The sequence below is a fragment of the Nostoc spongiaeforme FACHB-130 genome, from assembly GCF_014698475.1.
Lineage (GTDB): Bacteria > Cyanobacteriota > Cyanobacteriia > Cyanobacteriales > Nostocaceae > Nostoc_B > Nostoc_B spongiaeforme.
The window spans coordinates 24,940-43,900 of sequence record NZ_JACJTB010000054.1; the positions used below are offsets into that span (position 1 = coordinate 24,940).

Consider the following 18,961-nt stretch of genomic DNA (forward strand, 5'->3'; position numbering starts at 1 on the left):
ACGAGAGGAAAAATAATTAACCGCAGATGGGCGCGGATGAATTTGTTCAGGGTTCAGATCCCCGACTTCTTAAAGAAGTCAGGGATCTTGATGATCACGAATATAATTAAACCCAACGCCCAACAACTACCCGCACAGTGCCATCTTGTAACACTTCTTCGTCTTCAACATTAAAGCCTTGTTCTTGGACTGTTGCCATCAAAGTTTTATAAGCATATTTGTGGCTGATGGAGTTAACAAATTGTGGTTGATTAATTTTTACGCCCCAAAAGTCGGCTACTATTTCGTAATTTTCCCCATTGCGGCGAAAGCCCAAATCATAACCGTTTTGTTGGCGAATTACATACTCGGCTTGAGTAGTATTTCCTTCATATCCCCGGACGTTAGTATTGCACTCAACTTGATAACCTAATTCTTGCAAAACTTCATGCAGAACTTCACCGCGTTTGATTTGAACTTTGATGGTTGTAAAATGAGACATAATTCCAATTTTGGATTTTAGATTTGGGATTTTGGATGAAAAAACGAACCGCCAAGACGCAGAGAACGCAGAGTTTTTCTATTTTAATCAACCTCTAATGGGCCGATGCCTTTTTGGTTTGAGTATTGTTTTAATTCCTCCACTAATTGAATATCGTTGGAAGCTGCCCTAGCACCGGCTTCTGCTGCCCATTGCTTTAAGGCTTCAATTTGGTTACGGGCGATCGCAGCTAAGGGTACAGTCTGCGCTATTGCCTGTAAAATATCTTCTGTATTGAAGTCTCGTCTTTGCCCTTCTATTCTTGTGGAAAATGCTTGGTGCATAGCATCAATAATTACTTGCTCAATTTCTGCGCCACTGAAGTTTTGTGTTTGTTTCGCCAAGGATGCTAAATTAAATTCTCGCAGGCGATTGGGACGTAACCTTTGCAAATGCACTTTAAAAATTTCTTGGCGTTCTGTTTCTGTTGGTAAATTCAAAAAGAAAATCTCATCAAATCTGCCTTTGCGTAACAACTCGGCTGGTAATATCTGCACATTATTGGCAGTGGCGACAATAAAAACTGGGCTGGTTTTCTCCTGCATCCAAGTTATTAAACTGCCAAAAACCCGCCGCGATGTCCCCGAATCTCCATCAACACCACTGGTAATATTGCCAAAGGCTTTGTCAATTTCATCAATCCACAATACACAAGGGGCCATTGCTTCGGTTATCTGAATCATTTGGCGGACTCGGCTTTCGCTTTCACCGACAATTCCACCAAATAACCGTCCCGAATCTAACCTCAGTAGCGGTAAACGCCATTCATGGGCAATAGTTTTCGCTGAAAGAGATTTACCCGTTCCCTGTATTCCTACTAGCAACATCCCTTTAGGGTTAGGAATACCGTAGCGTCTGGCTTCTTCGGTAAAAGCATCTTGGCGCATCAACACCCATTGTTTGAGTTGATCTAATCCCCCGACGCGCTTGAGTGATTCTTGGGGTGTGAAAAACTCTAAAATGCCGGTTTGGCGAATTGCTTGTTTTTTCTCTTCTAATACACCATCAATATCAGACTCATTTACCTGCTGTTTGGCGGCTAAAGCTTTTGCCAAAACCCTAGAAATGCGAGTGCGGCTTAAACCTTGACAAGCTTTAATTAATTGTTCACGCGCCAAGCCAGCAATATTTAATTTATCTGGGACGACTAGTTGGGTAATTAAATAATCGATTTCGCTGACGCTGGGTAAGGGAAAATCAACAACTGTCACCTCTTGCAGTAGTTCATCGGGAAGTTCTAAAGTATGACTGGTGGTGATGATAGTTTTGCGCGATCGCTTTAACTCCCGCGCTAAGTTTCGTAATTCCCTAACAATCGGTGCATTCTTCTCAGTGGTAGGATTTTTCACAAACGGATGCAAATCCCGCAGCACAAACATCGCTGCTGTTTGCGAATCAGCTTTCGCAATGCGTAATAAAGCCGCCATCACAGAACCTTTATCCGCACCATTATCACTCCAACCCCGCACAATATCCCAAAATAACACCTGTCGCTGAGGCGCAGAACGCGCTGCAACTTGCAACAGCACTTCTTCTACAGGTTCTTCTTCCACAGAAATCACATACAGTAAGGGATACCGCGCCCGAATCATCAAATCAAGTTGTTCGATCAAAGAAGCGTATTGCTGATTCTCGCTGCTATGAGTTCCATTTTGTGGCAAATTGCTCATCTCTCTTTAGGGGTGTGCGTGGGGTGTCAGGGTGATGAAACGCTAATTACTGAATTGATTCCTCAAATCCTCCAGCCTGCATTCATTATAGCATTGTCTCTGTATCTGATTATACAAGCATAAACAGCAAACAGCTTGATTCTAGTATTCCCAATCTCCCCCTTCTGTTGTCTAAGCTAATCGTCATTTAAATTACACCATGTTAATGGTAATGAAAGCTGCAAACCCTCTCCCTTGCACCCTGCCCCCCTGCGGCCTCAATGTGCTTTTTTATATGCTTAACAGCATACCTCATCCCCCTTCCCACATCCCCTACCCCTCCGTCGCCAACCAAGCACGTAAAACCTCCGCCACCGTCCAAGCCTGGGCAGTACAGCCGCGCGGAGTCATTGGTGCATCGCCATCAAAAATTTCGCTGAGACTGCCAACACCGGATGCTGTGAGATGATTTGCCATTGGTTCTAAAAATTGCCGCGCCTGTTGTGGATTTTTGTAAACCCGCAAATGGGCGAGGACGAATGGCCCCAACAACCAACCCCAAACTGTTCCCTGATGGTAAGCGCCGTCACGCCGATACTGATTACCACCGTATATTCCCTGATATTGGGGATGGCTGGGAGAGAGTGATCGCAATCCATGAGAAGTCAGCAACATTCTGCCACAAACTTCTACCACACCTTTTTGTTGGGCAGGGGTGAGGGGGCTTTCTGGTAACGATACAGCAAAAATTTGATTTGGACGCAACGCCCCATCATCACCATCAGGACTATCAATCACGTCATAGCAGTAACCCAACGCCTCATTCCAAAAGCGGGAAAATCTCGCTAAGGCGCGGTCTGCCATTGCTTCATATTCTTGATGCGGTTTACCCAGTTGACGGGCAAATTTCGCCATTGTGCGTAAGGCGTTATACCACAGGGCATTGACTTCTACTGGTTTACCAATTCGCGGTGTCACTACCCAATCTCCGACTTTGGCATCCATCCAAGTGAGTTGGGTACCTGTCACCCCTGCATAAAGTAAACCATCGGTGGGATCAAGGTGGATACCATAGCGTGTGCCGCGACAGTGCCAATAAATAATATCTGCCAGTACGGGAAACAGTTCACTGAGTAAATGATCGTCGTTGGTGGCATTGTCATAGGCGCGAATTGCCTCAAAATACCACAGTGTCGCATCGACTGTATTATATTCTGGTTCCTCGCCAACATCAGGAAAGCGATTGGGTAGCATTCCTTGATTGACATACTTGGCAAAAGTGCGGAGAATTGCCCGTGCTACTTCTGGGCGACCAGTGGCAATTGTCAACCCAGGTAAACTAATCATTGTGTCCCTTCCCCAATCACTAAACCAGGGATAACCAGCGATGATGGTTTTGCCGTGAGATTCTTCTGGTACAGAACGATCAACAATAAACTGATCAGCCGCCAGTACCAAATGTTTAATCCAAGCGGGAGACTCCTGTGCTGTGATGGGTCGATTACTCTGCCACAGTCCTAACAGTTTTTGTTCTTGAGTGCGGCGTAATTTAAGTGCTGTTTCACCATGTAAATCAATTTGTTTTTCTGTGCTGGCGACAAAAGTAACTGCTTCTCCAGGATGGAGAGTCACAGCGAAGGTGGCAGCGTGGAGATGATCTTCTTTGTCGTTTAAACCGCGATAACGCTCTACTGCTAAGTCAAAGTCATAATACCAGTTGTGAACGGGTGTAGAACTGGCTTTGTCACTCAACAAATGAAATGGTGTAGCACTGGGATTAGCCGTCACACAAATTCCTTGTTCCACCGCTTCCACCGACATTTGCCAACCGTTGCTGTGGGTGTCGCTGTGATAATCGCGGTAATTTACCATTGCTTTGAGGGTTAGTTGCAAAGGTTGGGTGGCACGCCGCAGAGTGTATTGGATATATGTAGTGTTTGCGCCTAACTGCATCCAGATGCGCTTTTCTAGCAAAGCATCAGCCACCGCCAACCGCCACAGAGGAATTGTCCCTTCCAAGGCAAAAGATTCAATGTGTCGATAACCTTGGGGACTCACAGTTTGATTTGCCCAGCGATTTGTATGTAAGGGATAAATGCGATCGCCATACAATACAGTTTCATCTAGTTTTGCCAACAGTAAAGTACGACCTAAAGGCGGGTGTAAAGCTGCAATGAGTAAGCCGTGATACCGCCGAGTCAGTAACCCTGCCACCGTCCCAGAAGCATAACCACCGATGCCATTAGTAACTAACCATTCCCGTGTTTCTGCGATGTCGAGATTGCCGCAGATTTCCCGCCCAAATTCCGTACACATAAGGCAAACTGAGTGATTTTTTAGGTGATAATCAAAATCTATTAACTACAAATTTGTTTTATAGCAGGTGACAGGTGATAGAGTTACAAGCCTCAACTACATAGCAACCTTATTTGATATTTGAACAAAACAGACAAGGGAGAATGTTTGCCAATCATTGAGGATTGCTATATTTCTGGTCTTTTTCGCTTCTCGATTCTACTTTCTGTACTTTTTCTTTAGTGTCCTATTGTTATTTTGTCATATTAAATTTACTGAGATAGTTGCATCATAAATTTAAATGTTTATTTGGCGGCTGGTCAAAACGACTCTAGTATTTTCATCATTTGTTGCAAAACATAACATTCATCAAACTATCAGACTAATATTTGATTGCTGAAAAAATCAGTACACCCAAAAAATGCTCTTTCCTAATCCCTACTCCCTACTCCCAGCCTTTACAGATAATTTCAAAAATCCAACGGATTCCTATATAAGTATTTATTCACTGTGTTTAAAGTTACCTTTATCAAAAAAAAATTTGGTTTGCAATACTTCTATTGAGATTTTACTTATTTTTATGTTGAGATATTTAGCTTACCAAATTAGCATATTCAGTTAAGATTAAGCATGTTTTACTATTTAGTTGCTGGTTCTGGACTGCTAGACTCCCTGGATTAATTTCATCTTGTTATTCAATAGCTGTTAGCCCATACTGCTCCCATGCTGACCTATCATCGCAAGCCTGTGTGCTTATCACTAATTTCCACTGACCTGCCGTTCTGGTCAGTGGTCGAAACTGCCGGAACATTGTATCAGAAAGATACGGAACGATTTCACTTACTGTTAACTGCACCGCCTCTCATTACTTGTGAAGTAGAAACTTCTCCCAGTACAGAGGAAATTTTGCCGCACAGAAACAACACTGCCTACATTCCCAGTAGTCCCAGAGTTTTGTGGCTGGAAATTTCTCCCTATCGGGTAATTATGACTATGCAAGGCAATGGTCAGGTAAGTTACCGCCACTTCTGGGAAAAAGGGATATACGGTGTCAGCCGTTATTGGTTGCCTACGGAATCTTTACAACCAAATAATCCGATTCGCTTACGAAATTTTACAAAAACATTGACACTTACTGGTAAACAATTCCCAGAACACTTGCGCCTAGAGTATGAATTGTGGGCAGAAAAAGTCCAAATAGGATGTTACATCCTCAATTTAGAAATTAAACACTGATAATTTCACTTTTTTTTGATGCCTTTCTCAATACTGCTTGGGGAAGGCATAATTTTGTTCTCATACCAAGTTGCAGTTATTTTAATTTATTTTTTAAAGTATTAATTAATATAAGTAATAACTTAGTCGTCAATTTCCCGATTTTTCCTGAAAATTGGGGATATTTTTGTGATAAATATTTTTATCTTTAGTCATTAATTTGTATAAATTTATACTTTGCACAAGACATGAGAAAGGCGATCGCCCCTCATACCATTTCACGAAAAAAGTGATACAAATTCATGGGTTTTTTATTCTTTTCCTCTGCCCCTTGATCCCCTGCGGTCTATTTGTATCAAACTTAAAGTGAAACGCGGTATCACGCCAGAGTTTGCGATCGCCTTTCTTGCAACACCTAAAATTAGGAGTCGATTATAATCATGCTAAATTGAAATTTTTAATCAAGAAGATGGTACTGCAACTTTCAAGCGTTTAATCATGGCTTCTCGCGCTTGTATGGCGAGGTCATCATCTAAGGGTTTGAGTGTGATGGGTTGTTGATACTTCAGCCGCAACGCAGTTTGAATTAACCAGTCAGCGACAAAGGGATTTTTGGGTAACAGGGGGCCGTGGGAATAAGTAGCGATCGCATTCTGATAAAATGCACCTTCTGTACCATCTTCGCCATTATTGCCTAAGCCATACACCACACGCCCCAAGGCTTCTACTTTACCTAACTTGGTACGTCCACCATGATTTTCAAACCCGACAAGATAGGGTTTACTACCAGTCATCTCTTCTAACTCTTTGGCGAGGCGGGAGGCTGTAACTTCAATTACCAAGTTACCAATGCAACGTTTGGTATTTTCCCCAGGATGAATAGATACTAAATCGAGGATTCCTAACCCTTCAATTCGTTGCCCAAATCCTGGTTCATAATAATGTCCTAGGAGTTGGGGTGAACCGCAAGTAAAAACCCCTGGCGTACCATTGGCAATTTTTTCGCGCATTGCGTCAGCTTTCACCCCTTGCAAATCACGCATCACAATTTCTTGTTGACGGTCTTGTGCGCCACCACCCACAATGACATCTACAGCTTTAATATCTTCGGCGGTGGAATTTTGGTCTAACGGTAATACTTTAACGCTGTATCCCCGCCATTGGGCGCGACGTTCTATAGTGATCACATTACCGCGATCGCCATAAGTACTCATTAAGGTGGGATACAACCAACCAATTGTTAATTCTAATTGTTCAGAACTCATAACTCTTTACTCATAACTGATAATTTATAACTTTTTTCTTTCTATAGTTGCAGAATCAGGTGTGTATCCAGAACCAAAGATACTGGCTGGGGTCAGCATATCGTAAATCTGTCCTCGGTAATGGGTTTGGTAGTTAAAATTTTTAGATGGACATATAGCAATTGTTATCAGACTTCAGTATTTTAGGTCACAGTTTTGTAATTGTCAGACAGCCATAATCTCCACAGGTAACTGTAAATTTACTAAATATTTGGGTAAACAGTTACACTGTTTTTGTGCAAATTTCCCAAAAAGTTAACTTTGTTTAACTAAGCGACAAATTGTGAATATCTCAATGGAGATTATATGCAAGCGATTGAAGCTCCCAATTTGACGGTAATTGCGTATGAAAATGCAGTTCCTGTGTCTCAATTACCTGCTGTGTGGCAAGATATTGCTAACGGATTGGCAGATGTAGGCATCTCTGAACCCCAAAGTTATGTTGAGATGGCACAGTTATTTCAATATAAGTTAGAACAAGGTGATGTTGATTTATTTAACGAACGTCCAGAATTAGAATATCTTAAATCATCATTCTCCCAACTATTTGGCAAGTTAGCTTGGGAAACCCTAGAATTTTACGGTTATGACTTTATAAAAACTAGCTATCCTGATTTTGCGACACTGCTTGAAGAGTTAGAATCAAAGGGCGAAGAGTTTGCTAATGAATTAAAAGTAGCACGGATAGGAATAGAACTTTTTCAAGAATTTGGCTATGAACTACCAGCAAGTTTTTATCATGTGCATCTAGCACCAATTTACCGCGATCATGTATTTGAAGAACGCGCTTTAAGATTTGATAAGCGAGATATCAAACATAAGCGTTCTTGGGATGCAATATTGCACGCAGGTAAGGTTTTTGCGATGCAAATGAAGGTGCAGAGTATCGCTTCTAAATATGGCTTTACTTATCAACATGGTTGTGGTTGCAATTCTCACCTATCTTCGATTGATACATCTCGTGGGGTATTTGAGTATGAATTCACTCCCGAAAAACGTCAACGGTGGTTGAGAAGTTTTATTTGGACGGCTTGGTATGAGTATGCTTTCTTTCCTATTGTCCCGAATACCAGTTATTTAGTTTAGTAGGTGAGAAAGATTTGAAAAAGGAATTCAGAAGTCAGAATTCAGGAGTCAGAAGTAATTAGTAGGGTATTTAAACTTACTACTAATTAAAGACTACTAAATTGGAGATTTAATGTGGTGTTTCACTACTCATTCATCCACCAGTAAGGTACTCAGGTAAATTCTGAATTCTGACTCCTGCATTCTATTTTGATCAAAAAGCTTCTCAATTCCCCATTTTCTAAAGAATTTTTCTGCCTGTGAGAACTTCACGCACTTCTAGCATGGCGGAATATGTAGGGAGAATGTGCAAGGTTTCGTTCTCTGGTGTATGCTTGAGGGCAGTTGCGATCGCTTGCTTCAAATCTTCCTCGACAATTAGGTTTAAATTACTCTCCAGAGACTTTTCGCTATAGCGGAGACGTAAAGCCATATCATAAACGCGATCGCCACTCACCACAATAGTTCCGCCGCGTTCGACTAATTTTTCTGTATCCACATCCCAAATCCAGGATACATCAGTACCATCGGGGGTGCGATCGTTTAACACCATCAATGTAGTTTTATCGGTACTTTGATTCACCACCCGAATCGTTTCGTTTGTCCCCACAGGATTTTTTGATAATAAAATTCTCACCTTTTTCCCATCAATAATTAAATCTTCCGCCCTACCGAATGCAGCTTGGAAATTATTAATAGTATCTCTAATTGTGGTTTCATCAACACCCAATTCAATAGCCGCAGTGGCAGCTGCTAAAGTATTGTATTTGTTATACAAACCAACCAAAATTTGTCCCCATTCGCTACTTTCTAGAGTTGGTTTACTCTTACTAAAACCGCAACTGGGACAAGTAAAATCGCCCAAGTGAGACAAATACACACCTTGATAATCTAAAGAATGTCCACAATTAGGACAATAAATAGAATCTACGGCGTGTTGAATTGATTCTAGATACTGTTCTGGTTCATTCAAGCCAAAGAATAACACTCGTTGCGGTAACTGCTGACCGAGGTGCGATAAAGTCGGGTCATCCGCATTGGGAATTACTACTGTTTCCTTGGGAAGTGTGGAAATTACCTTTGTCCAGCGTTTACTGATGGTATCTACTTCGCCGTACCTGTCGAGTTGGTCACGGAACAAGTTTAAACACAGAATAATACGTGGCTGGAGTGGTGTTAATACCTTGGGGACGATATTCTCATCTACTTCCAAAATGGCGTAGTCAGCAGCCAGCTTCCCCACCAAGTTAGTGTTTTCTAGTAAAGCTGTCATCAAGCCATTTTCCAGGTTTGCACCTGTGGAGTTATGGGCGATGTAGTAGCCTTTACGTTCCAAAATAGTTTTTAACAGCAGCGACGTAGTTGTTTTACCATTCGTCCCTGCAATGATAATTACGCCATTTTTTACCTGCTGACTCAATAATTGCAACAGTCGAGGTTCAATCCGCCGTGCAATTGACCCTGGTAATACACTAGCAGCACCTAAGCGCAGCGATCGCACCGCAAATGTTACAGTTTTCGCCACCGATACCGCCAAACCAAGGCGCAGTCTATCTATCAGTTTAATTTTCTTGCCCACTTCTTTACCTGAATCTGCTCGTGTTTGCTAATTAATCTAGTTGCAAATTTAATCCTGTGAGTTTAGCGAATCCTGGCTCAAAAAGCCAGCGATAGGAAAGTGGGAAGTCTAAAAAAGAAATTTCAGACTTCAGAGTTCATACTTCATCCGTAAGACGTTATCTTAAAAAATAGTGCGCGGGTGTAATTACTTATCCAGCCCAGGTTGCCGAATTCAGCACAAACTTACGACAAATCGTAGCTTGCAAGGTTCCTTTTGATGAATATTACAAAGTTGATTTTTTTACAAGAACGTATGGCTGACTGGCGACGGTTGGTATCCAAATGCCTGTTACTGCTTGTGTGTTTACTGATGTTCAGCATTCAACCGGCTTATGCTGGTATTAATGATGATAATTATGATGGCAATATGTTTGTCGTTTATGCTGGCAATGGTTCCTTAGTTCCACCCAGACAAACACTCGCACAGACTTTAGCAGAACATAAACCTGCATTTTTAGCATTTTATGTTGACGACAGTAGGGATTGCAAACAATATGCCATTGTAATTTCTCGTGTCCAGGAATTTTACGGACGCGCCGCAGAAATCATTGCAATTGATGTTGATACAATTCCCGTCAAAGAAAAATATGATCCCACCGAACCAGGATATTACTATTCTGGGGGTGTGCCTCAAGTTGTCGTGTTTAACCAATCAGGGAAAGTATTGTTAAACAAAAAAGGTCAAGTACCCTTTGAGGAAATAGACGATAAATTCCGCGAAGTGTTTGATTTATTACCCCGCTCTGAATCAGTAGAATTAAAGCGCCGTTCTTTTAATGAATTTAGCAGTGAGTTAGCCAAATAACTGCCAGGGTAGACTGAGATGGTCTACCCTAATTTTTAGTACTGTGGGCTACTGCATCACCAATCAAGCAAAGGATAATGTTGAAATAACCGATTTTCACAAAAGCTCAAATTCATAGTCTCAAGTTCAAAACTATTGACCCTTGACTAATAACTGATGTCAAAAGTTTACACTACCGAAGAGCTAATCCAAATTTTGGCAGCCGAACGCCAAGCTTGTCTAAAAGGAGAGCGTCTGAAGTTAGAGGTAACAGTCTCTGGCAATCCTGTAATAGACCAGTTTATCAGAACCGAAGGGTTCCAAAAGTTCACTGCCTATCAAGATTTTAAAGCGTCTATTCACGATTATCAAAGAGAAAATCATGTTTCCGGTATTGTCTGGCGCGAAATGACAGTCAAAGGCAAAACCTTGCGCTATCCAGAAGTAGATACCGAATTAGTAGGGTTGACTAGTGATATCGCCATATTACAATCTGCCAAAGATTCGATATTGAATTTTTGGTATGAAGTAACTATAGATATGGATTTATACTTAAGTTTTAATAACAGTAAGCAATATCAACAAATTACCACAGATGATGTCCAAAGAATTGCTCACAGAACTGAGTGGACAAGTTTATGGAAGTGGGAAAATCCTAACTTTTTAGAGATGATTTTACAGCTAGGATGGGGTAATCCCGAAGAAGCCAGATATAAACGCGGTAGACCACATTCTGGTAGTGAATATATTCACGCAGTCAACCCAGGTAATTTACCTATTGGCTAAGTACAAGACCCCCGACTTCTTAAAGAAGTCGGGGGTCTAAAACTCTGGAATTTCAAGAAACTACTGACTAAACTTTTTTAAGATATAGGCGATCGCTACAGGTCGATACTGGTTAATTTAAAATTAACACCTACCCTTTCAAAGCTTTTCTAAAATTGCGGCGATAGGATTGATTAGCGATAAATAAAACAGGCCATAACAAAGATAAAGCAATCCGATTGAGTAAGGATGGTGTAAAGTTAGTCCTGGTAAATCCCTTCCAAAACTTCCAACCTAAACCGACATAACCTACTATCAAAACAAATACGATTAAGTTGCTCATTTTCAGAAACTCCATTCACTACTAACTCAATTTAAGTTAAGAATTGTCAAAATATCTCAACAATCATTAATTTATACGGACAAACTAGAATTTAGTATTGATTTTCTGACCAGTTGAGGATGCGATCGCATATTCTCTGATTCCAGTGTAAATTAACATCCAGCATTGTTGCTATTTAACCATGAAGCTAAATTATCAAGATAAAAAGAATATACTATTCTAGATTTTTATGTTCTTTTTTCTACTTTCTTGCTACCTCAACAGTATGGGAAACTGGCATAATAAATAAACTCGATTTTTAGAAACATTTCTTCATTTTTCTAGATAGGCTACTGTGTTGAGTAAATATGCTTAACACTTATTAGATGTCTCTTGTGGAAGTTCCTGAACTCAGAACATCTATAAGACACTAAAGATAAAACCGACATATTTTCATAGCTTTACAAGTAGCAGAAGCTGCAAATAATTTAGGAGGACTTATGCGTGCAGTACTGATGGCAGGCGGTTCGGGGACAAGGCTTCGTCCTTTAACTTGCGATTTACCTAAACCAATGGTGCCGATTCTTAATCGTCCCATTGCCGAACATATTATCAATCTGCTCAAAAGACATCAAATCACCGAAGTAATTGCCACATTACATTATTTACCCGATGTTTTGCGCGACTACTTTCAAGATGGTAGCGATTTTGGCGTACAAATGACCTACGCTGTGGAAGAGGATCAGCCTTTGGGGACAGCAGGCTGTGTGAAAAATATTGCCGAACTCCTAGATGAAACTTTTTTAGTAATTAGTGGCGATAGCATCACTGATTTTGATTTAACAGCAGCAATTGAATTTCATAAACAAAAACAATCAAAAGCGACTTTGATTTTAACTAGGGTTCCTAACCCCATTGAATTTGGGGTAGTAATTACCGATGAAGAAGGTAAAATTAAACGATTTTTAGAAAAACCATCTACAAGCGAAATTTTTTCCGATACAGTCAACACCGGGACATACATTCTTGAACCCGAAGTTTTAGATTATTTACCAGCTAATACCGAAACCGACTTTTCTAAAGATTTATTTCCGTTACTTTTAGCCAAAAATGAGCCGATGTATGGCTATATTGCCCAAGGTTATTGGTGCGATGTCGGCCATTTAGATGCTTATCGGGAAGCACAATATGATGCTTTAGACAGGAAGGTAAAACTGGAATTTGCTTATGAAGAAGTTTCCCCTGGCGTTTGGGTAGGAGAGAATACTTTTATTGATGCGACAGCTAAAATTGAAACTCCCGCCATGATTGGCGATAATTGCCGGATTGGGGCGAGAGTTCAAATTGAAGCGGGAACAGTCATTGGTGATAACGTTACAGTTGGGGCTGATGCTAATCTGAAGCGTCCAATTGTGTGGAATGGGGCGTTTGTGGGTGAAGAAGCCCAATTAAGTGCCTGTGTCATTTCCCGTGGTAGCCGTGTAGACCGTCGCGCTCATGTATTAGAAGCTGCCGTGGTGGGTTCGTTATCTACGGTCGGAGAAGAAGCCCAAATTAGTACTAGTGTGCGTGTTTGGCCAAGTAAGAAAATTGAGTCTGGTGCGATTTTAAACATCAACTTAATTTGGGGGAATACTGCCCAAAGAAACTTGTTTGGTCAACGTGGTGTACAAGGTTTGGCGAATATCGACATTACCCCAGAATTTGCAGTGCGCTTAGGTTCGGCTTATGGTTCGATTTTAAAACCCGGTTCTAAAGTTACAGTATCGAGAGACCAACGGAATATTTCTCGAATGGTGACGCGATCGCTGATTGCCGGGTTAATGTCTGTAGGCGTTGATATTCAAAACCTTGATGCTACCGCTATCCCCATCGCCCGGACTGTGATTCCTACAATGTCGGTAGCTGGCGGTATTCATGTCAGGGTGCATCCCGACCGCCCCGACTACATCCTAATTGAATTTATGGATGCTAAAGGGATTAACATTTCCAAAGCCCAAGAAAAGAAAATTGAAGGGGCATATTTTAAAGAAGATATGCGTCGGGCGTTGATTCATGAAGTTGGCGATGTGGCGTATCCCAGCCAAGTCATTGACCGTTACTGCACCGCCTTTGAAAAATTACTCCACGTTTCTACCCTCACCAACAGTCGCGCCAAAATCGTCATTGACTATGTTTATGCTGTGTCTGGGGCAGTTTTACCGCAAATGCTGGATAAATTCGGCGCAGATGCAGTGGTACTCAACGCCAGCTTAAACAAACATGCTGTCACCACGGCTGACCGCGAAGCCTTATTAACCCAGTTAGGTCATGTGGTGGAAGCCCTGAAAGCTAACTTTGGTGTGCAAGTCTCGGCAAATGGTGAACAGCTAATTTTAGTTGATGAATCAGGCTTTCCCATTCGTGGGGAAATGTTAACCGCCTTAATGGTGGACATGATATTAACATCTAACCCCAGAGGTACAGTAGTTGTGCCAGTTCACGCCTCTAGTGCGGTGGAACAAGTCGCCCGTCGCCACGATGGAAGAGTGATTCGGACGAAGGCTAACCCAACCGCCTTAATGGAAGCTTGCCAAAAAAATTCTAATGTGGTTCTGGGTGGTAGTGGCGACACTGGTTTTATTTTTCCGCAACTGCATCCGGGCTTTGATTCCATGTTCTGCATTGCCAAGATCATTGAAATGTTAACAATTCAAGAGCGATCGCTGGCTACTGCACGTTCCGAATTACCCCGCGTCATTCACAGAACCCAAACAATTCGCTGTCCTTGGACTGCTAAAGGTGCATTGATGCGCTACTTAGTAGAAACCCACCCAGCCCAAAACCTGGAACTCATCGATGGCGTGAAAATTGGTCAACCATTCGATGACAATTGGCTGTTAGTTTTACCCGATGCCAGCGAGCCATTAGTACATTTGTTTGCTAATAGTAGCGATCGCGATTGGGTAGACGACACCATCCGCAACTACCGTCATCGTGTGCAAACTTTTGTCGAAAGACAACAAGAATATCATCCCGCAGAAGTTTGAAAATTTCTTTGCTTTGCAAGGGTAGATAGCAGACAAAAGATCCCCGACTTTTTTGAGAAGTCGGGGATCTGAAGCTCTATTTCATACTTTAGACTTCATACTTCAGATTTTTTTCCATTTTTTAGGAAGATGTCAGCATCAAGGCTAATCATCTAGCTTGAGGAAGTCAGGTAATTTAAAAACTACCCATGATTGATATTCAAGCTATTTCGATTCCCGACCCCCAAATTCCGACACCGCAACCAAACCCCCTACCAACACCCGAACCAAAAATCCCCCAACCAGTACCAGAACCCGTACCTGCGCCAATTCCCCAACCAATACCGGGGCCTGTACCAGAAACTGTACCCGCACCAATTCCGCAAACTGTTCCTGGGACAATTCCCCAAACCATACCTGAACCTGTTTGAATTATCTTAGTAGTTTGAGCCAAAATCTAAAATCTAAAATCCAAAATGCTAAGAGCCGGAATTGTCGGACTTCCCAACGTCGGAAAATCTACTTTGTTTAATGCCTTAGTAGCCAATGCGAAAGCGGAGGCTGCTAACTTTCCCTTCTGCACGATTGAACCGAATGTCGGCGTTGTCTCAGTACCGGATGAGCGGTTAAACGTGCTTTCGCAAATTTCTGGTTCAGCACAAATTATCCCCGCCCGTGTTGAGTTTGTGGATATTGCTGGTTTGGTCAAAGGTGCGAGTCAAGGTGAAGGGTTGGGGAACCAATTTTTATCCCACATTCGAGAAGTTGATGCGATCGTTCATGTGGTACGTTGTTTTGAGAATGATGATATTATCCACGTTGCTGGTTCTGTTGATCCAGCGCGAGATATTGAAATTATCAATTTAGAACTCGGTTTATCCGACTTAGCCCAAATTGAACGCCGCATTGAACGTACCCGCAAACAAGCCCGCACCAGCAAAGATGCTCAGTTTGAAATTACAGTTCTTGAAAAATTAGTAGCAGCCTTAAACGAAGGTAAATCTGTCCGTCAAGTCAGTTTAAATGAAGAAGAAGCAGCCATTATTCAAGGTCTAGGACTGCTCACCAGTAAACCGATTATTTACGCTGCCAATGTTTCAGAAGATGACTTAGCCACAGGTAATGAATTTGTGGAAAAAGTTCGACAAATTGCCTCACAAGAAAATGCTCAAGTCGTCATTGTTTCTGCTCAAGTAGAAGCAGAATTAGTGGAATTAGCTGAAGAAGACAAAGCAGATTTCTTAGAATCTTTAGGTGTGAAAGAAGGCGGGTTAAAATCTTTGATTCGCGCGACTTACACCTTGTTAGGTTTGCGGACTTATTTCACTAGCGGCCCCAAAGAAAGCCGCGCTTGGACAATTAATGCTGGTATGTCTGCACCCCAAGCCGCAGGTGTGATTCACTCTGACTTTGAGCGCGGATTTATTCGCGCCGAAACCGTTGCTTATGATGATTTGGTAGCAAGTGGTTCGATGAAAAGTGCCAAAGAAAAAGGCTTAGTTAGAAGTGAAGGCAAAGAGTACATCGTACAAGAAGGAGATGTGATGTTATTCCTATTTAATGTGTAGGTTAATGAGGGTGTAAGGGTGAATGGGTGTAAGGGTATAAAAGACCTTCACCCTTATACCATTACATCCGCCAAAGTTTGCCTTAATTACTTCCGCCTACCATATACACATAGGAACCAAAATTTTCATCATCAGTACCCACAATTAATCCACCTGCAATACCGGGTACTAGTTCCATACCTTCAATTTTGTGATAATCACTGCGGTGGAGTGGAACTAATTGTGAACTTTGCCGCCAAACTAATTTATTACCACTCCATCCCACGTAACCTGCAACATATACTGCTGATTGAAATGGGCCATCATCTCCTGCATCACTAGCTGAAGTGACATAGACAATTCCAGCAGAGTCTATTTTTAAATCAGAAATATGCCGCACATTTCCTAAAGGAAAGGGAACTGTAAAATTAGCAGCACCAAGAGTAGTTATTTGATATTTTTGTAAATCTAATGTTCCCCAATAAATAATTGCTGGTTGTTCTGCTTCGCCACGATGCGCCCAAACAGCAACTAATTTGTTATCGATATCTTGCAGTGCAAATGCTTCAAAATTACTTTCTGGAGGAATATTTGAAAGACTAAATTCTTTAATTACAGAAATAGTTTTATTAGTAGGCTGTAATTTTAAATGATAGGCTTTTCCCGAACTAGCAAAAGCAATAAAAGAATTGCTGCTTTTGGGAATTGAGGTTAAAGCTTCTAAATCTATTGGTAATGCTAGATTATTTTGCCAATTTAAAGGTAAATACTCAGGTGCATTTTTACCCTGAATCTTAATAGTTGCTAGGCGACTTTGGTTTTTTTGTTTATTATCATGGACAATCAAAAATTCTAAAGAATTATTTTGTTGCCCTAACAAAGCTATACCACTAATACCAAAGGGAATGCCACCACGTACAGGTTGCCATTCTTGCGCCCAAACTTTTTGGCATAAAATTAGCAATGCTGCCAAACATAATATATTGATGATTAACTTGAAAAATCTTGGCATATTTATTTAACGAAATTATATTTGCGTTGCTGAATATACGCAATAATCAGCATCCGTCACAAAGAGTTTGTTAGTTGACGCTCAATCACATCTAATCCCGACGATCGCTCTTTATGTTTCATCAAAGATGTCATGTAGCGATCGCAACGTCAACGCAAATTAGCTAAGTAACATTTTCGAGTTTCGCCAAACCAGGTTCGCACTAGCCAGTCTGTATCTTATTTCCCACTCCCTAAAGATTGTGTCATAATAAGCCGACGCATATTCTTAGTCAGTTATCCACCGTGCAAGATACCGACGCTATTAATGACCTTGCTGCTGCCCTACAACAGCCCACTGATCTTAGTTTTGAACTACCAGACCCAGAAGATGAACAGATTCCTGAGTCTGATTTTTTACAGCAGTTAGATATAGCTTGGCAAGTATGCGATCGCTTTGATCTGCAAACAGAAATTTGGCGGGGGCGAATTTTAAGGGCTGTACGTGACAGGGAGAAAAAAGGTGGGGATGCTAGAGGTACGGGCTTTCTCAAATGGCTCAAAGAAAGAGAAATTAGCAAGAGTCAAGCTTATTCTTGGATTCAACTAGCCAATAGTGCCGATACACTTTTAGAAGAAGGTCGGCTAGAGCCAGCCGCAGTCAATAACTTTAGCAAACGCGCCTTTGTCGAAACGGCAAAATCTGCCCCAGAAGTGCAACAGATGGTGAGTGAAGCCGCCCAAAAAGGAGATCGCATCACCCGCCGCGAAGTCCGCCAACTCACCGATGAATGGATGGCGATGTCTTCCGATTTAATCCCTGAACCAGTCAAAGTAAAAGCCGCAGATAATTCCTTACCACCACGCTACATTGCCCCACTGGTAAAAGAAATGGAAAAGTTACCAGAACAGCACCAAAAATTTATTCAAAAAGAAATTATTGCCAACCCTGACGTAGACACCATCAAGCAAGTAACTACAGAAGCCCGTCAATTAGCCAAGTATCTCAAATCGGCGGCACAAGTCCAAGCACTGGCTAAAGAAGATGTAGATATAGAAACCGCCTTAGAAGAAGCCCATAGAGTTGGCTGTTTAAGCGTTGCGGCTGATTTAGTCAATCAAGCTTCCCAAATGGAACAACTGATTGGCAAGTTATACATGACTTGGAAACGCATCAGCAGTTTAGCCGATAGATTGTATGTAGACACAGGTGCGAGTACACCAAACCTGCGCTCTCTTCTCAGTTCTATTGAACCCCTCGGTACAGAAATTATGGAACTGCAACTGAGTGGAACAACTGATCACACTATCCGCCTACAAATTCAAGAAACAAATTGAAAATAAGCCTTAATTAAATGAGTATGTGTCACAAACAAGCTATAAATGTATGAATCAGTTTCAGTCTCTAAGATGCTTAGAAAACAAGTTTTTTAGAATTGTAAAGAAAGATGTGGGTAATATAACGCATAGCTTTTTAAGCAGGGCTGTTTCATTCGCTCAGATTAGGATTTTGTCAAGAGTATCAGCCAGAAATTCTAGTGAGTTGGCAATCGAAAAATTACTGTTTCAAGCAGGGAATTTTAAGCGCGTTAGCATTTTTCTGACGAAATACAAAATTTGGTGGCGATTGTCGCCCCTTGAACTTTGATGTTGAATTACTGCGCGATATATCTTTGTCGTGTTGTGTTCAATATTTCTTGTGTGCAAATATTAAAAGTAGAGAGATAAATACTAAAAAGCTCCTCAGTACAATGTTAGAACTAAGGAGCTTTTTAGGAAAAAGAGACCTGGCGCCGAGCAATTGTGGCAGGAGGCAACCCTCCAACTATCGTAGCCGCAGCAGCGTTTCACCTCTGAGTTCGGGATGTATCAGTGTG

Annotated in this window: 15 protein-coding genes; 8 read left to right on the plus strand and 7 right to left on the minus strand. The window is 41.5% G+C overall.

Annotated elements, in window-relative coordinates:
* Positions 1-106 precede the first annotated feature (106 nt).
* From H6G74_RS26890 to H6G74_RS26900, 3 genes are all read right to left on the minus strand, one after another.
* Positions 107-481, minus strand: coding sequence for a DUF1257 domain-containing protein (locus tag H6G74_RS26890; RefSeq protein WP_190970554.1), 375 nt, complete (start codon positions 479-481; stop codon positions 107-109).
* A gap of 83 nt (positions 482-564) precedes the next feature.
* Positions 565-2,190, minus strand: a complete 1,626-nt coding sequence (locus tag H6G74_RS26895) for an AAA family ATPase (RefSeq protein ID WP_190970555.1) — start codon at positions 2,188-2,190, stop codon at positions 565-567.
* Between the two features lie 312 nt (positions 2,191-2,502).
* Entirely contained in the window at positions 2,503-4,485 is a 1,983-nt protein-coding gene (locus H6G74_RS26900) for an amylo-alpha-1,6-glucosidase (RefSeq protein WP_190970556.1), read from the minus strand.
* A gap of 702 nt (positions 4,486-5,187) precedes the next feature.
* Between H6G74_RS26900 and H6G74_RS26905 the strand changes: the two genes are divergently transcribed.
* On the plus strand, positions 5,188-5,700 hold the full coding sequence (locus tag H6G74_RS26905; protein ID WP_190970557.1) for a hypothetical protein: 513 nt from the start codon (positions 5,188-5,190) through the stop codon (positions 5,698-5,700).
* A gap of 440 nt (positions 5,701-6,140) precedes the next feature.
* Here H6G74_RS26905 and H6G74_RS26910 read toward each other — a convergent pair whose 3' ends face one another.
* Positions 6,141-6,944 (minus strand): type 1 glutamine amidotransferase, encoded by an 804-nt coding sequence (locus H6G74_RS26910; protein ID WP_190970558.1) that lies wholly within the window; start codon positions 6,942-6,944, stop codon positions 6,141-6,143.
* A gap of 345 nt (positions 6,945-7,289) precedes the next feature.
* On the opposite strand from H6G74_RS26910, the gene H6G74_RS26915 reads away from it, so the two are divergent.
* Positions 7,290-8,069 carry a hypothetical protein gene (locus H6G74_RS26915; protein ID WP_190970559.1) on the plus strand — a complete coding sequence of 260 codons (780 nt, stop codon included), beginning with the start codon at positions 7,290-7,292 and terminating at the stop codon, positions 8,067-8,069.
* Positions 8,070-8,289: 220 nt separating this feature from the next.
* Here H6G74_RS26915 and H6G74_RS26920 read toward each other — a convergent pair whose 3' ends face one another.
* Positions 8,290-9,627: a MurT ligase domain-containing protein gene (locus H6G74_RS26920; RefSeq protein ID WP_190970560.1), complete on the minus strand. Its 1,338-nt coding sequence runs from the start codon at positions 9,625-9,627 to the stop codon at positions 8,290-8,292.
* Between the two features lie 258 nt (positions 9,628-9,885).
* On the opposite strand from H6G74_RS26920, the gene H6G74_RS26925 reads away from it, so the two are divergent.
* Complete coding sequence (locus H6G74_RS26925) at positions 9,886-10,473, plus strand: thylakoid membrane photosystem I accumulation factor (protein WP_190970561.1); 588 nt, start codon at positions 9,886-9,888, stop codon at positions 10,471-10,473.
* A gap of 156 nt (positions 10,474-10,629) precedes the next feature.
* Positions 10,630-11,238 (plus strand): hypothetical protein, encoded by a 609-nt coding sequence (locus tag H6G74_RS26930; RefSeq protein ID WP_190970562.1) that lies wholly within the window; start codon positions 10,630-10,632, stop codon positions 11,236-11,238.
* Positions 11,239-11,368: 130 nt separating this feature from the next.
* Here H6G74_RS26930 and H6G74_RS26935 read toward each other — a convergent pair whose 3' ends face one another.
* Positions 11,369-11,560 carry a hypothetical protein gene (locus H6G74_RS26935; protein WP_190970563.1) on the minus strand — a complete coding sequence of 64 codons (192 nt, stop codon included), beginning with the start codon at positions 11,558-11,560 and terminating at the stop codon, positions 11,369-11,371.
* A 479-nt stretch (positions 11,561-12,039) separates the two neighbouring features.
* Here H6G74_RS26935 and H6G74_RS26940 point away from each other — a divergent pair, with 479 nt between their 5' ends.
* From H6G74_RS26940 to ychF, 3 genes are all read left to right on the plus strand, one after another.
* Positions 12,040-14,568 carry a mannose-1-phosphate guanyltransferase gene (locus H6G74_RS26940; protein WP_190970564.1) on the plus strand — a complete coding sequence of 843 codons (2,529 nt, stop codon included), beginning with the start codon at positions 12,040-12,042 and terminating at the stop codon, positions 14,566-14,568.
* Positions 14,569-14,756: 188 nt separating this feature from the next.
* Positions 14,757-14,978 (plus strand): hypothetical protein, encoded by a 222-nt coding sequence (locus H6G74_RS26945; RefSeq protein ID WP_190970565.1) that lies wholly within the window; start codon positions 14,757-14,759, stop codon positions 14,976-14,978.
* Positions 14,979-15,023: 45 nt separating this feature from the next.
* Positions 15,024-16,115, plus strand: a complete 1,092-nt coding sequence (ychF, locus tag H6G74_RS26950) for a redox-regulated ATPase YchF (RefSeq protein WP_190970566.1) — start codon at positions 15,024-15,026, stop codon at positions 16,113-16,115.
* 82 nt (positions 16,116-16,197) lie between these two features.
* Here the strand turns inward: ychF and H6G74_RS26955 are convergent, their stop codons facing one another.
* Positions 16,198-17,106: a hypothetical protein gene (locus H6G74_RS26955; RefSeq protein ID WP_190970567.1), complete on the minus strand. Its 909-nt coding sequence runs from the start codon at positions 17,104-17,106 to the stop codon at positions 16,198-16,200.
* Positions 17,107-17,390: 284 nt separating this feature from the next.
* On the opposite strand from H6G74_RS26955, the gene H6G74_RS26960 reads away from it, so the two are divergent.
* Positions 17,391-18,422 carry a hypothetical protein gene (locus H6G74_RS26960; protein WP_190970568.1) on the plus strand — a complete coding sequence of 344 codons (1,032 nt, stop codon included), beginning with the start codon at positions 17,391-17,393 and terminating at the stop codon, positions 18,420-18,422.
* The last annotated feature ends 539 nt before the right edge of the window (positions 18,423-18,961 follow it).